Origin of the sequence: Brevibacterium marinum (genome assembly GCF_011927955.1) — a bacterium.
Classification (GTDB): domain Bacteria; phylum Actinomycetota; class Actinomycetes; order Actinomycetales; family Brevibacteriaceae; genus Brevibacterium; species Brevibacterium marinum.
Genome location: NZ_JAATJN010000001.1, coordinates 2,673,937 through 2,688,613 on the forward strand (window position 1 = coordinate 2,673,937; position 14,677 = coordinate 2,688,613).

Consider the following 14,677-nt stretch of genomic DNA (forward strand, 5'->3'; position numbering starts at 1 on the left):
CGACCGACGCTTCGATGACAAGGAAACACACAATGCTGATCACTGCCGAGCAACGGACAGAACTCGAGTCTCTCATCGAACTCGCCGCCCACGGACGCGCGCTTCGACACGAGCACGACAATCCCGCACAAGCCGCGGAGCTCAAGGAGCTCGTGGCCAAGCACAAGGAGGTCGAGGCCGAGAAGACCGAAGCCGCCGAAGTGGTCGAGAAGTTCCGTGCCGACGTGGCCGAACACGCCACAGCCATCGAGACCCAGAACAGCCAGATCAAGAAGAAGACCGCCGAACTCAACGACGGTACCGGCCTGACCAGCCGAGACCTCGTCAACCTGCAGAGCGAGATCTCCGGACACGAAGAGAAGGTGGCGGAACTGGAAGAGGTCGAGCTCGATTCCATGGAGAAGCTCGAATCTGCCGAGACCACACTGTCAGAGGCCGAGACCGCCCTCGCCGAGGTGACAGCAACGGGTCGTGCCACACAGACGGCGATCAAGGAACGCAAGACGGAATTGGCCGCAGAACTCGAAGCCAATGCCTCGCAGTCCCAGACTCGCAAATCCGATCTGCCGGACGAGCTGGTGCGACGGTTCGAGCACAATATCGCCGCGGGCGGACCGGGAGCTGCGATCATCAGCGGCCCCAACTGCCAGGCCTGCGGCCAGGAGATCAGCGGCATGAAGTGGAAGGAGATGCTGCTCGAGGATCCGAACGAGACGTATGAGTGCGAGGAGTGCGAGGCAGTTCTGCTGCGCAAGTCCTGAGGCACACGCAGCTGTGCGCTTCAGTCTCGCAGGACGATGGTCAACGCCGCTGGCTTGTTCTTGGCGTGAGGCGTGAACTCGACCTCATAGGACTCCTCTGCCCGGGACAGCAGCTCGTCGACACTCGACGGCAGACCTCTGTCGTCCCAGAGCAGACGTCCCACGAGTTCGCCGCGATAGTACTTCGCCCAGTGGGAGACGACGTTGCGTTTCGTGCCGCTGACCTTGACCGCGCCCAGAGTCACGACCTGCTCGTGGGGCCCCGGCCATGCTGCCCGGTAATCGCTGGAGCGGCAGTCGAGGATCACCTCGGCGGGGTCGACCGTGAAGGACTGAGCAAGGATCGGCTTCCACCAGGCAGAGAGCTTTCCCAGGGTGCCCAGATCCGTCTTCATCGCCAGGCGATACGCGGGGATCGGATCGAGCCCGTTCACCTGGCCGAAGAGGGCCGAGAAGACGTGGACGTTCCGCAGACGCCGGGCCAGATCCTCGCTTCCCGTAGCTTGGGCCACGAGTTCGGGTGCGCCCATGGCTTCGTACAGAACACCGGAATACGTCAGCAGAGCCGGAGCGCAGGCCACGGTGTCGAGACTGACATTGCGCTCGACGTCAGCGGCCAGCGACGCCCCCACCCCGAGACGGTCGAGGGCGTCTTCGCGTTCGGAGACCCGCTGCAATGTCGCGAGGACCTTCTTCCGCTGGGGGTTGAGATCCGGGGCCGAGAGCTCGGGGAGGTCGAGCGGGGCGCCCGCACTGGCGGGCGCCTTACCTTCTGAAGGCGGCAGCAGGATCTTCACCACACCATCGTAGGGTGCGATGAAGCGAGCTTCGTCCGACCCTCGGCGTTAGCTTCATCACCTTTCGACCCTGCCCACGGTCATCCGTGGGCAGGGGTGGGCAGGCCCGGCACACGAGAGCGTGAGTGGAGGGTAGACTTGCGAACTTGAGGACAGGTCACCAGACGGTCGCGGCTCTCTCACGAGGGCTGAGGAACGTCCGGGCTCCGCAGAGCAGGGATGGTGGGTAACACCCACCCGGGGCAACCCGCGGGCCAGTGCAACAGAAAGCAGACCGCCCAGTTCCGACTGGGTAAGGGTGAAACGGTGGTGTAAGAGACCACCAGGGCGCCGGGTGACCGGTGCCGCTGGGTAAACCCCATCCGGAGCAAGATCAGACAGGCGACGTTCGAGGCTGCTCGCCGAGTCGTCGGGTGGATTGCTCGAGGCCGGTGGCAACAGCGGTCCCAGATAGATGACCGTCCGTCGAGAAGGGCGACCGACTCGATGACAGAACCCGGCGTATCGGTGGCCTGTCCTCACCTCCAACGGTTCAGCGAGCGTCCCGTGCCGTCGGTGGCTTGAGGAACAGCAGAAGCGAGGACATGCCGTACACGCCGAGGACGCCGATGAAGCCCACGATGAGGATGGCGAGGTCGGCACCGACATTCACGCTGTCGGCCGGTTCCGTCGGCGCCTCACCCTCGGGATCGACGAGCGCAGTGATCGTATCCCCGGTGTCGAAGTCATCGTAGCCGTCCTCACCGCGGTAGATGATCGGCTTCTCCACGGGGCTTCCGTCGGTGCGCTCCAGTTCGTACGTATGCGTATACGCCTTGCGGTGCCGATCCGAGCTCGAATCGAGGCTCGAATCGACGTCGACGGTGTGTTCGACGACCACGACCTCGGTCGGCTCTCCCGAGCGGCTCACACCGAGGTCCTCGGCCAACATCACCGCGCCGAGACCGGTCAGCGCCAACGCGGGCAGGGCCAGCCACAGAATCCAGCCGGGCCGGCTGACGACGATGGTGCCGATCATCACGAGGATCACAGTGGTGCAGGAGATGACGATGCCTGCAAGCAGAGCCTGAGGTCGGATGGCAGTGATCGCAAAGGCCACGACGAGGCCGATGCACAGAGTGACCAGCAGAACCACGAGGCCGAGCAGCCTGCCGAGTGCTGACATTCCCATTCCTTCCTCCAGTTCGTCTCCGGACCTACGCCGAGCCCTTCTTGACCTTGGCCTTGCCTTCGTTGGCGGCCAGGATGGCCGCCCCGACGATGCCGGCATTGTTGAGAAGCTTCGCCGGCTTCATCTCGGCCCGAGTCCGGATCAGGTGCAGGAACTGCGAATGGGACTTCGAGATCCCACCGCCCACGAGGATCACGTCCGGGGCGACGAGCAGTTCGATCTGCGAATAGTACTGCTGCAGCCTGTCGGCCCATTCCTCGTAGCTCAGCCCTTCGCGGACCTTGACCGATTCCGCGGCTTGTGTCTCCGCATCGCGACCGTTCATCTCGATGTGGCCCAGCTCGGTGTAGGGGACCAGTCGCCCTTGGGTGAAGAGAGCCGTGCCGATGCCGGTTCCCAGAGTCGTCAGGAGAACGGTCTTCTTGCGATGCTTGCGACCGGCGCCGAAGGTCATCTCTGCCAGCCCGGCCGCATCCGCATCGTTCATGATGAAGAAGCGACGGCCCGTCTGCTCGTCGAGGTTTGCGATGATGTCGGAGCCGATCCACGACTGATCGAGGTTCGCCGCGAACTCCACGTGGTCGTCTCGGATGACACCGGGGAACCCGCAGCCGATGGGCAGTGCGTCGAGTGCCGATCGGTCATCGACGACTCCGAGGTCGAGTGCGGTGGAGGCGAGGAGCTCGATGAGTTCTGCGGTCGCGGCGGCGACCTTGGGGGGTGTGCTCGATTCGGGGGTCAGCACCCGCACCCGTTTGAACGCGAGGTCCCCCGTCTCCGTGTCGACGAGACCGGCTTTGATGCCGGTTCCGCCGACGTCGACACCGATGGCGAAGCGCCGTTGCTGTTCGTCGGTCATATCAGTCCTGTCGAGTCATCGGCCCCGCGGCGATGGCCGCATCGGCGTCGGGGAGGGTGAGGATGTCGGCGCCGGTCTCAGTGACGACGAGGGTGTGTTCGAACTGGGCGGAGCGTCTGCGGTCCTTCGTCACCACGGTCCAGGAATCGTCCCAGACGTCCCAGTCGACGGTGCCGAGGTTGAGCATCGGTTCGATGGTGAAGATCATCCCGGGCTCCATCACCTCGGCGTGGGCGGGTGCGGCGTCGTAGTGGGGGACGATGAGACCGGAGTGGAACTCGCGACCGACGCCGTGACCGCTGTAGTCGCGGACGACCCCGTAGTCGAAGCGCTTAGCGTACTTCTCGATGACGCGCCCGATGACGTTGATCTCACGTCCCGGCTTGACCGCTTTGACCCCGCGCATCGTGGCCTCCCATGTGCGTTCGACGAGCAGTCGGGACGCCTCGTCGACGTCTCCGGCGAAGAACGTGTAGTTCGTGTCACCGTGCATGCCTCCGATGAAGGCGGTGATGTCGACGTTGACGATGTCACCGTCGGCGATCACCGTCGAGTCGGGGATGCCGTGGCAGATGACTTCGTTGAGGGAGGTGCACACCGACTTCGGAAAGCCGCGGTAGCCCAGGGTCGACGGGTATGCCCCGTGATCGCACATGTACTCGTGGGCGACCCTGTCGATCGCGTCGGTGGTGACCCCGGGTTCGATCATGTCGCCGACGGCGGCCAGCGCGTTCGCCGCGATCCGGCCGGCAGTCCGGACCTGTTCGACCTCCTCGTCGGAATAGAAGTTGCTGCCACGACCTTCGTCCGGATCCGCGCGACCGACGTACTCGGGTCTGGCAATGGTGTGGGGGACAGGCAATTCGGGGGAGACGGTTCCGGGCGTGAGCAGGTGAGGGGTATCAGTCATGGTGACTTCGATTCTAGAGCGGATGGACGCAGATATTCCACAATGGCAGTGCCTGTCGGTGCGCCCGACTTGCCGGGAGACGACTAGACTCGAGAGGACGAACGTCTTCGCGCCACTGTGAAACCGTCACCGATGGGTGCGCTGAACCGAGATGGGGAGTGATGAACGAGCAGACCGGCTCGACCGGCCCCGAATTCTCCGGTCTCAGCGATGTGGTGAGTCTGACGAGTGCACCGCAGCAGATCGCCGACCACATCCTCTCAGGCATTGCCGTGGGTGCCCTGCCCGTGGGCACTCTTCTGCCGGGTGAACGGGCTCTTGCCGCCGACCTGCAGGTCTCGCGCTCCAGTGTGCGTGCTGCGCTGCTGCGACTCGAGCGTCTCGGCGTCGTCGAACGACGCCGCGGTCGAGGAGGCGGCACATTCGTATCGAATGCGGAGGCGACCGCACTGGCACCCGTGGCCGGTCGGATCGGCGAATTCCATGCCGAACGCATGAACCTCCTCGATGCCCGGGCGATCTTCCAGAACAGTCTGGCCGCGACCGCCGCTCTGCGACGGACCGAAGAGGAGCTGGCCGGACTGCGAGAGCTGGCGCAGAGATACTCCGAACGCGCCGAGGCCTCAGTGGCCAGAACGGCCGACGCGCAGTTCCACTTCGCGATCGCGCGAGCCGGGCACAACCCCGAGCTCGTCCGCATGGCCGTCGACATCGATACGAGGATCAACGCCGGTTTCCGCCATGATCCCTTCTCACCTGAGCTGTTCGACCATGCGGTGGCCGACCATGCGGCCATCGTCGACGCGATCGCGACTCGTGACGCAGAGGCGGCCGGCCGCCTCTGCGAGGAGCACTTCCGGTCGACGACGATGCCGCCGCATGACTGAGATGCCCCACCCCATGACCGAGGTGCGCGTGGGCAATGTCAGTTCGCGAGGGCATGCTCGACGGAGACGGACTCGAAACCGAACGCCTCGGCGACATTGTCGTTGGTGACGTGGCCGTTGTGGATGTTGAGTCCCCGAGCCAAGCCCGAATCCTTCGACAGGGCGGCATGCCAGCCCCGGTTGGCGATCGTGACCGCGAACGGCAGAGTCGCGTTCGTCAGGGCCGCCGTCGCCGTGTTCGGCACAGCACCGGGCATATTGGCCACGCAGTAGTAGATCGAGTTGTGGACGGCGAACGTGGGATCGTCGTGGGTCGTCGGATGCGAGTTCTCGAAGCAGCCGCCCTGGTCGATGGCGATGTCGACGAGGACCGAGCCCGGCTTCATACCGGCGACCATTTCATCGGTGACGAGCTTCGGAGCCTTCTTTCCTGGAATGAGGACCGAACCGATGACCAGGTCGGCAGAGGCCAGGGACTTCGTGATCTCGTATTTGTTCGAGACCTTCGTCGCGATCGCACCGGCGAAGGTCTCATCGATCTGGCGCAGGCGGGGGATGTTGATGTCGATGACCTCGACGTCGGCCCCCAGCCCCAGTGCCATGCGAGCGGCATTGGTGCCGGCGACGCCGGCACCGATGACGACGACGTCGGCGCGTTCGACGCCCGGGACGCCGGAGAGGAGGATGCCGCGTCCGCCCGAGGCCTTGAGCAGGCTGTGGGCCCCGACCTGTGTCGAGAGGCGACCGGCGATCTCGCTCATCGGTGCCAGCAGCGGCAGACCGCCGCCGTCGGGCTGGACGGTCTCATAGGCGATGGCGGTGGTGCCGGCCTGCATGAGCGCCTGGGTCAGGGCCTCATCGGCGGCGAGGTGGAGATAGGTGAACAGGATGAGGTCCTTGCGCAGGAAACCGTACTCCTGGGCAATGGGCTCCTTGACCTTGAGGACCATGTCGCCGGCGGTCCAGGTCGACTCGGCGTCGGGGGCGATGGTGGCGCCGGCCTCGGTGTACTCATCATCGGTGATGAATGATCCCTGGCCCGCACCCGCCTGAACGGTGACGTCATGTCCGTGGGCGACGAGCTCGTGGACACCGGCAGCGGTGATGGCGACGCGGAACTCGTTGTTCTTGACCTCTGTGGGCACTGAAATGCGCATAGCTTTCCTTCTCTCATTTTGCCCCGTGGGCAGTTCCAGCCAGATCGAAGTGTGGCTGAGGATACAGCTCACTCTATTCCGTTGAAGGTCTGGAGGGCAAACCTTTACCGCCCGGATCCGTGACGTCGATTGCGGAATCCGTGGAATGAGAACAGGTTGAACACGAAATCGCCATATTTTGTCCTCATTTGGTGCAGAATCGTCTCACTTTATGATGAACGGGTCCTCGCAGGGGAGGCATCGATGCTGCTGACAGGCAGAACCGGTAAGCTGAAATCCGTCAGGAATTCACCACACCCGCGATGGAGGGTTCGACATGGGACTGTTCGAGGATATCGACGACGCCGATTCGAAGTACTACTTCAATCTCAAGACCAACACGGTCGAGCGTGGTCTGGTCAGCGATGCGGATCATCGCATGGGCCCCTATGAGACGGAGGAGGTGGCTCGCGCCGCCCTCGAACGGGCCAAGGCCCGCAACGAGGAATGGGACGAGGACGACAAGAAGTGGAACGGCTGAGGAATGTCGCGTCAGGAAGAGTTCGTTCTTCGCACCGTCGAAGATCGTGAGGTCAGATTCATCCGCCTGTGGTTCACCGATGTCCTGGGCGGGCTGAAATCGGTCGCAGTCGTCCCCGCCGAACTCGAGGGAGCCTTCTCCGAAGGCATCGGCTTCGACGGTTCCTCGGTCGAGGGTCTCTCGCGCGTCTACGAGGCCGATATGGTCCTCAAACCGGATCCCTCGACCTTCTCCCTGCTGCCGTGGCGCGGGGAGAAGGAGCCGACCGGGAGAATGTTCTGCGATATCAACGTGCCCGGGGGCGAACCGGCGCAGGCCGATCCGCGCAACGTCCTCAAACGTACGCTGGCGAAGGCCGCGGAGAAGGGCTTCTCCTTCTACGTTCATCCTGAGATCGAGTTCTACCTGTTCAAGACGGACAACCTCGACCCGGGAACCGGCATCCTCGAAGGCACGAAGCCCATTCCCGTCGACACGGCCGGCTACTTCGACCACGTCAACGGCGGCACCGCCAATGACTTCCGGCGTTCGGCGGTGACGATGCTCGAAGCCATGGGCCTGTCGGTGGAATTCTCCCACCACGAGGCGGGTCCCGGGCAGAACGAGATCGATCTGCGCTACGCCGACGCACTGACGATGGCCGACAACATCATGACATTCAGATCCGTGATCAAAGAGGTCGCGATCTCGCAGGGGGTCTACGCGTCGTTCATGCCCAAACCGCTCAACGACCACCCGGGCAGCGGAATGCACACCCACGTCTCGCTCTTCGAAGGTGAGAACAACGCCTTCTTCGAACCCGGTGCGATGTACCAGCTGTCGAAGACGGGCAGGCAATTCATCGCCGGTCTGCTCACTCATGCCGCGGAGCTGACAGCGGTGACGAACCAGCACGTGAATTCGTATAAGCGTCTGTGGACCGGTCATGAGGCTCCGTCCTACATCTCGTGGGGTCACCGCAATCGCTCGGCCCTCGTGCGCGTGCCTCAGTACAATTCGGGGAAGTCCTCCTCGGCGCGCATCGAATACCGGGCTCTCGACTCCTCTGCGAATCCGTACCTGTCCTATGCGCTCATGCTCGCAGCGGGGCTGAAGGGCATCGAAGAGGGCTACGAGCTGCCCGAAGAGGCCGAGGACAACGTGTGGCAGCTTTCGGACACCGAACGAAGGGCCATGGGGATCCAGGCGCTGCCGACGAGCCTGTCGCACGCTCTCGAGATCATGGAGCAGTCCGACCTGGTCGCGGAGACGCTGGGCGAAGAGGTCTTCGACTTCTTCCTGCGCAACAAACGCCGGGAATGGAACGACTACCGCGCTCAGGTCACCCCGTTCGAACTCAGCAAACACTTCACGTCGATGTAGCGTCATGGCCCGGATCACTTCGCGCACCTCCGCCGTATCCGAATCGGCGGCCCGCTTCCTCGACGAGATCAACGAGCTCCTCGGCCAGCCCTTGGCCACCGATTCGCGATTCATCGATCTCCTCGAGGCCACACCGGATCCGCACGCGGCAGCGCTCGGTCTGCTGCGCGTCCTCGAGGCCGCGGGAGACGCGGCCCCGCAGTTCCTCGAGGCCGTGCGCTCAGGGGTTTCCGAGGAGCTTGCCGAGGATGATCTCGACCGTGCTCTGCTGCGTCGCGTCCTCGCCGTCATGGGGACCACCGAGGCGATGGTCGACCACCTCGTGCGCCATCCCGAATCCTTGCCGCAGCTGGTGGAGAAGTCGCCGTTCCTCATGATCTCGACGCCCGCGGCCTCCGCGGCCTCGCTGCGCAACGATCTGCTGGCAAGTGTGGGCGCGGATCCGGGCGATCCGGCGCCCACGGCGGACCACCTCGGCGAGGAAGCGGTCAAGGATCTGCGTCGAACCTATCGTGATGCACAGCTGCGGTTGGTCGCCGATGATCTCGTCGCCGAGGCGCCCGAGGAGATCGTCGATCACGTCATGGCCGTGCTCTCCGACCTGGCCGCCGCCGCGATGGATGCGGCACTGACCATCGCCAGGGGAGAGCTCGACCCCGAAGGCAGGGTCCGTATCGCCGTCATCGCCCTGGGCAAGACCGGCGCACGCGAACTCAACTACGTCTCCGACGTGGATGTGGTCTTCGTACTCGACTCGGCAACGAGCGATGAGCAGCGCGACCTGGCTACGGAGATCGCCCAACGGATGCGCAGCATCCTCTCCGACGCCGGAGCGGAACCTGCCCTGTGGGAGGTTGACACCGCATTGCGCCCCGAGGGCAAGGCCGGAGCACTCGTGCGCACGATGTCCGAGTTCACCCACTACTACGCCGACATCGCGAAGAACTGGGAGTTCCAGGCCCTCCTCAAGGCACGCCCGGTGGCCGGGGACGTCGGTGTCGGCGAAGAGTTCGTGGAGACGCTGCTGCCGCTCGTGTGGGAGGCGGCCAGCCGACAGGGATTCATCGACGGCATCCGGTCGATGCGGCGTCGCGTCGTCGACCTGATTCCAGCGGCCGAGGCGCCCCGGCAGATCAAATTGGGTCGCGGCGGTCTGCGCGATGTGGAGTTCTCCGCCCAGCTGCTTCAGCTCGTGCACGGACGCACCGACGAGGAGATCCGGACCCCCAACACCCTCATCGCTCTGGAGGAGCTGGGCGACCACGGTTACATCGGGAAGGAGGACGCCTTCGTCTTCTCCTCGGCCTACCGCTTCATGCGCGTCGTCGAGCACCGGGTGCAGATACCGCGGATGCTGCGAAACGCGCTTATCCCCGATGACGATGAGAAGCTGCGTATCCTCGCCCGCTCGGTGTTCACTTCCGGCTCTCGGACCGGCGCTCGGTTGGAGGAGACGCGGCGTGACTATGCGAAACAGGTCACCCACCTGCACGATCAGATCTTCTACCGCCCCATCCTCGACGCGGCGGTCGGAGTTCATGGCGCCGTCGTCGACGCCCACAACCGGGGCAGCAGCCTGCAGGCGGCCGCCGATCGCCTCCAGGCTTTCGGCTACCGCGACCCGCAGGGCGCTCTGGGGCACATCAAGGCGCTGACCTCGGGCATGTCGCGCACCGCACTGGTGATCAAACAGGTGCTGCCGGCCCTGCTGGACTGGTTCTCCGACGGGGTCAGTCCCGACGCCGCGCTCCTGGCCTTCCGGCGACTCACCGACTCGCTGTCGAGCTCGGGGTGGTTCCTCAAGATGCTGCGCGATTCCGGTCTGGCAGCGAAGTCGGTTGCCGAGGTCCTCTCGCTGTCCGGCTATGCGAGCGAGCTGCTGCTGCGCCAACCGGCGGCCGTGGCGTGGCTGGACGACTTCGACAACCTCACCGCCCGCGACCCGAAGACCCGCGAAGCCGAGGTCGGTGGACTGCTCAAACGGCACGGCGAGGCCGCGATCGCCCCGATCCGCGAGACCTACAGCCGCGAGCTGCTGCGCATCGCCCTGCGCGACGTCCTCGACGTCGGCGACCGGGCGGAGATCCCCGGCGACCTGTCCGCGCTGATGGATCTGACCGTCAGCAGCGCTCTGCAGGCCGTTCGGATCGACCTCGACCAACCCGAGACACCGCCCTATGAGTTCGCGATCATCGCGATGGGACGCTGGGGCGGCAACGAGATCGGCTACTTCTCCGACGCCGATGTCACCTTCGTCTACCGTCATGTCGGTGAGGAGCTGGGGGTCGACGACAAGGCGAAACTGAGCAAACACGTGAACAAGGTCGCGCTCAGTCTGACGAGCAGGCTCAAGGCCAGCGACGCGTCCCAGGGCGTCGATCTCGACCCGGATCTCCGTCCGGAGGGCAAGAACGGGCCGCTGGTTCGCGCGCTGTCGTCCTACCGGGCCTACTACGCAAAGTGGTCCCAGCCCTGGGAGGCCCAGGCGCTGCTGAGGGCCCGACCGGTGGCAGGCGACTCGGGCCTCATCGACGACTTCACCGAGCTCATCGATCCTCTGCGGTACCCGGTCGAGATGCCGACGAAGTCTCTGACGCAGGTGCGCACGCTCAAAGCGCGGATGGAAGATGAACGACTGCCCCGCAACGCGGACAAACGCCGACATCTCAAGCTCGGACGGGGCAGCCTGTCCGACGTCGAGTGGACGGTGCAGCTCATGCAGCTCCAGCACGCCCACCGCATCGCCGCCCTGCGAACGACTTCGACGCTCGTCGCGCTGCGGGCGGCCACCGAGGCGGGCCTCATTCCGGAAGACGACGCGGAGGAACTTGCGGCGGCATGGCAGCTGGCGACCGATGTCCGCTCAGCAGTCATGCTCTACCGCGGGCGCACGGCGCAGTCCCTGCCCGAGGAGCACTCAGAACTCGAAGCCACCGCCCGGCTGCTGGGATATCCGGAAGGCGGCGGACACGAACTCGAAGACGACTACCTGCGCGTCACCCGACACGCACGCAATATCATGGAGCATCACTTCTACGGCTTCTGAGCCTGCAGTGCGCGCTTTCGGTCGGCTGTGTGGCCGAGAACTGGTCAGTGCGCATCGAACTCGAGGCCGAGGAGGGCATTCTCGATGACCTCGGGCAGTGCTGGATGGATCCAGTACTGACGTGCAGCCATCTCATCCGCGGCTTGACCGAACGCCATCGCCTGAATGAGGGGCTGAACGATCATCGACGCTTCATGACCGACGATGTGAGCACCCAAGATCCGGCGCGATCGTCTGTCGGCGATGATCTTCACGATGCCCGGGTCATCGGCCATCGCCCACCCGTAGGCGACGTCGGAGTACTTCTGCACCTTCACCGTCACCTCGTGGCCGGCGTCCCTGGCCTCGCGTTCGGTCATGCCGACGTAGGCGACCTGGGGTGATGTGAATACCGCACCCGGCACCGCATCGTGATTGACCGCGGTCAGGTCCGCCTCGGCGCCGCTTCCCGGTTCTCCGGCCGCCACATCGACGGCAAGATTGTCGCCGACGACGTTCGCCTCGTGATTGGCGACGTGTTTGAGCTGGTGCGGGGAGCTGATGTCGCCGAGTGCGAACACGCCGGGAACCGGTTCGCCGTCGGAGAGCACCCTCTGCTGGGCATCGACGCGCAGACGTGAGTCATCGAGGACGTCGAACCCGGCGATCGACGCATGCAGACTCGAGGTGTTCGGTGTCCGTCCGGTGGCGATGAGGACGGCGTCCGCATCGAGTTCGGGCGGAAGGTCGACATCGCCGAGGCGACCGCTGGCCTTCAGCGTCACCGTCACCCGGTCACCGGTGAAGCGGTAGGAGGAGACCTCGGCGCCGCGGTGGACCCGATGGGAGCGTTCGAAGAGCTCGGTGAACTCGTCCGAGACCTCCTCGTCGATGCTGCCGAGCAGCCGAGGGCCACGGGCGATGACAGTCACCTCGGTGCCGAAGCCCGCGAACACGTGCGCGAACTCCATGGCGATGATGCCGGAACCGATGATGACCAACCGTTCGGGCAGACGAGGCATGCGCATGATCGAGTTCGAGGTGAATACCGGATAGCCGTCCGTGTCGATCAACTGCGGATCGAGGCCCTCAGCTTCGGGAATGACCGGGGAGGCCCCGGCGGCGATGACGATTCGATCGCTCGTGATCTGCTCACCCGAGGCCGTGCTCACCGTCTTCTGCCCGGTGAAGTGGACGTGTTCGGGCAGAACGGTGACATGGGGCTGGCGGTCACCGCTGCGGTAGTCCCGACCTCCGGCTTCGATGGCGTCGACGCGGTCGAAGATTCGCTTCTGCAGGGCCGGCCAGTCGACGCCGTGGAAGTCCGTCGACAGGTTGTAGCGGCCGGCGTCCGCGGCATGTTCGGCGAGCATGGCGGGATAGACGAACATCTTCGTCGGGATGCATCCCACATTGAGGCATGTGCCCCCGAAGTGCCATTCCTCTGCGATGGCGACCTTGAGGCCGGAGAATCTGTCGTCGAGGAACATGTTCCCCGAACCTGTGCCGATCAGGAGGAGATCGAAATGCGTCATTGTCCATCCCTGTTTGTGTCGTTGCCGTGGTTGAGCCGTGGGCGGCCCGGGGAATCCGTCCGGAACGGAAGCTGCGAAGGGCGCCACGGGTGAAACCCCATGACGCCCTCGCCGTATTCCCTGCAGCTGCAGTGTGTGATATCCGAGGTTGCGCCTCAGAGTGCGTAGTAGAGCTCGAACTCCGTCGGCGTGGGACGGAGGCGAGCAACCTCGATCTCGTTCTCGCGCTTGATCCGAATCCAGGTCTCGATCAGATCGGTGGTGAACACATCGCCCGCGGTGAGGAAGTCATGGTCCTTCTCGAGTTCGACGAGGGCCTCATCGAGCGAGCTGGGAACCAGCTTGATGTCTTTTGCGTCCTCGGGAGGCAGTTCGTAGAGGTCCTTGTCGATCGGTTCAGGCGGCTCGATCCGGTTCCGGATGCCGTCGAGACCGGCCATCAGCTGCGCCGAGAAGGCCAGGTACGGGTTGCTCGAGGGGTCGGGGACCCGGAACTCGAGGCGTTTGGCCTTCGGCGACGAACCGGTCACGGGGATCCGAATCGCGGCCGAGCGGTTGCGGGCCGAGTAGACGAGATTGACCGGAGCTTCGTAGCCGGGCACCAGGCGACGGTAGGAGTTGATCGTCGGGTTGGTGAAGGCGAGTACGGCGCCGGCGTGTTCGATGAGGCCGCCGATGTACCAGCGGGCGAGGTCGGACAGGCCTCCGTAGCCGTTCTCGTCGTAGAACAGCGGTTCGCCGTTCTTCCACAGTGACTGGTGGCAGTGCATGCCTGAACCGTTGTCGTCGAAGAGCGGCTTCGGCATGAAGGTGGCCGACTTGCCGAGTTCGTACGCCGTGTTCTTGATCACGTATTTGAAGTCGAGGAGCTGATCGCCTGCGTGCTGGAGAGTCTTGAACTTGTAGTTGATCTCCTGCTGGCCCGCGGTGCCGACCTCGTGGTGGGCGCGCTCCATCTCGAAGCCGATCTGTTCGAGGGTCAGCGACATCTGGTCGCGGATGTCGGCGAACTTGTCCTGGGGCGAGACCGGGAAGTATCCGCCCTTGAAGGGCGTCTTATAGCCCAGGTTGCCGCCGGGCTCGTCCTCGCCCATGTTCCAGGCGGCCTCCTCGGAGTCGATCTTGTAGAAGCTGCTGCCCGGTGTGTTCTCGTACCGGATCGAATCGAAGAGGTAGAACTCCGCCTCGGCTCCGAAGTTGACGGTGTCGGCGATGCCGGTGCTTTCGAGGTACGATTCGGCCTTCGCCGCGACCTGACGGGGATCCCGAGAATAGGGCTCATCGGTGAATGGGTCGACGATCGAGTGGGTCACGACCAGTGTCTTGGCCGCCCGGTAGGGGTCGATGTAGGCCGATGAGACGTCCGCGAGCAGCTTCATGTCCGATTCGTGGATGCCTTGGAAGCCTGTGATTGAGGAACCGTCGAAGAGCAGACCTTCGGTGATCTCTTCCGTGCCGTACGAGGCCGCTGGAAGGTTGAAATGCTGTACGACACCGGGAAGGTCGCAGAAGCGAACGTCGACGAATCTGACGTCGTTCTCCGAGATGTAGTTGACGAGTTCTTCAGCAGACGAGAACACTTAGTCTCCTAGTTAGGTTATGGTGGCCGTTTGTCTTGACCACTGCCAATCTTAGTTGCAAGCACGTGAAGTGATGATGTCGTCCATGTTTCGGGCATGTTTCCTGAGGGGTC

Annotated in this window: 12 protein-coding genes and 1 other RNA gene; 6 read left to right on the top strand and 7 right to left on the bottom strand. The window is 64.2% G+C overall.

The genetic code is table 11. The features are described 5' to 3' along the window. Window positions 1-32: 32 nt before the first annotated feature. Window positions 33-761, top strand: a complete 729-nt coding sequence (locus BKA07_RS11845; RefSeq protein ID WP_167951061.1) for a zinc ribbon domain-containing protein — start codon at window positions 33-35, stop codon at window positions 759-761. Window positions 762-781: 20 nt separating this feature from the next. Here BKA07_RS11845 and BKA07_RS11850 read toward each other — a convergent pair whose 3' ends face one another. After that, a complete protein-coding gene (locus BKA07_RS11850) occupies window positions 782-1,558 on the bottom strand; it encodes a YaaA family protein (RefSeq protein WP_342449045.1) in 777 nt (258 codons plus the stop codon). Window positions 1,559-1,710: 152 nt separating this feature from the next. Here BKA07_RS11850 and rnpB point away from each other — a divergent pair. Continuing rightward, window positions 1,711-2,078, top strand: an RNA gene (gene rnpB / locus BKA07_RS11855) — RNase P RNA component class A. A 12-nt stretch (window positions 2,079-2,090) separates the two neighbouring features. Here rnpB and BKA07_RS11860 read toward each other — a convergent pair. Genes BKA07_RS11860 through map form a run of 3 tightly spaced genes read right to left on the bottom strand, consistent with a single transcriptional unit; the run spans window position 2,091 to window position 4,498 of the window. Then, window positions 2,091-2,723, bottom strand: coding sequence for a hypothetical protein (locus BKA07_RS11860; protein WP_167951062.1), 633 nt, complete (start codon window positions 2,721-2,723; stop codon window positions 2,091-2,093). Window positions 2,724-2,754: 31 nt separating this feature from the next. After that, a complete protein-coding gene (gene ppgK, locus BKA07_RS11865; RefSeq protein WP_167951063.1) occupies window positions 2,755-3,588 on the bottom strand; it encodes a polyphosphate--glucose phosphotransferase in 834 nt (277 codons plus the stop codon). 1 nt (window position 3,589) lies between these two features. Then, window positions 3,590-4,498, bottom strand: coding sequence for a type I methionyl aminopeptidase (gene map / locus BKA07_RS11870; RefSeq protein WP_167951064.1), 909 nt, complete (start codon window positions 4,496-4,498; stop codon window positions 3,590-3,592). A gap of 161 nt (window positions 4,499-4,659) precedes the next feature. Here map and BKA07_RS11875 point away from each other — a divergent pair, with 161 nt between their 5' ends. After that, the gene (locus BKA07_RS11875; RefSeq protein ID WP_167951065.1) at window positions 4,660-5,385 is read left to right on the top strand and encodes a FadR/GntR family transcriptional regulator; all 726 of its coding nucleotides are present in this window, start codon (window positions 4,660-4,662) and stop codon (window positions 5,383-5,385) included. A 38-nt stretch (window positions 5,386-5,423) separates the two neighbouring features. Here BKA07_RS11875 and ald read toward each other — a convergent pair whose 3' ends face one another. Beyond that, window positions 5,424-6,542: an alanine dehydrogenase gene (gene ald / locus BKA07_RS11880; RefSeq protein ID WP_167951066.1), complete on the bottom strand. Its 1,119-nt coding sequence runs from the start codon at window positions 6,540-6,542 to the stop codon at window positions 5,424-5,426. Window positions 6,543-6,858: 316 nt separating this feature from the next. Between ald and BKA07_RS11885 the strand changes: the two genes are divergently transcribed. From BKA07_RS11885 to BKA07_RS11895, 3 genes are read left to right on the top strand one after another with little or no spacing between them, the layout of a single operon-like run. Next, the gene (locus BKA07_RS11885) at window positions 6,859-7,062 is read left to right on the top strand and encodes a hypothetical protein (protein WP_167951067.1); all 204 of its coding nucleotides are present in this window, start codon (window positions 6,859-6,861) and stop codon (window positions 7,060-7,062) included. A 3-nt stretch (window positions 7,063-7,065) separates the two neighbouring features. Beyond that, window positions 7,066-8,424: a type I glutamate--ammonia ligase gene (glnA, locus tag BKA07_RS11890; protein ID WP_167951068.1), complete on the top strand. Its 1,359-nt coding sequence runs from the start codon at window positions 7,066-7,068 to the stop codon at window positions 8,422-8,424. A gap of 4 nt (window positions 8,425-8,428) precedes the next feature. After that, window positions 8,429-11,470 carry a bifunctional [glutamine synthetase] adenylyltransferase/[glutamine synthetase]-adenylyl-L-tyrosine phosphorylase gene (locus tag BKA07_RS11895; RefSeq protein ID WP_167951069.1) on the top strand — a complete coding sequence of 1,014 codons (3,042 nt, stop codon included), beginning with the start codon at window positions 8,429-8,431 and terminating at the stop codon, window positions 11,468-11,470. 44 nt (window positions 11,471-11,514) lie between these two features. On the opposite strand, the gene BKA07_RS11900 is transcribed toward BKA07_RS11895, so the two are convergent. Together BKA07_RS11900 and glnA (BKA07_RS11905) are read right to left on the bottom strand one after the other, a co-directional pair. Further along, the gene (locus BKA07_RS11900; RefSeq protein ID WP_167951070.1) at window positions 11,515-12,984 is read right to left on the bottom strand and encodes a mycothione reductase; all 1,470 of its coding nucleotides are present in this window, start codon (window positions 12,982-12,984) and stop codon (window positions 11,515-11,517) included. A 155-nt stretch (window positions 12,985-13,139) separates the two neighbouring features. After that, window positions 13,140-14,564 carry a type I glutamate--ammonia ligase gene (gene glnA, locus BKA07_RS11905; RefSeq protein WP_167951071.1) on the bottom strand — a complete coding sequence of 475 codons (1,425 nt, stop codon included), beginning with the start codon at window positions 14,562-14,564 and terminating at the stop codon, window positions 13,140-13,142. Between the last annotated feature and the right edge of the window lie 113 nt (window positions 14,565-14,677).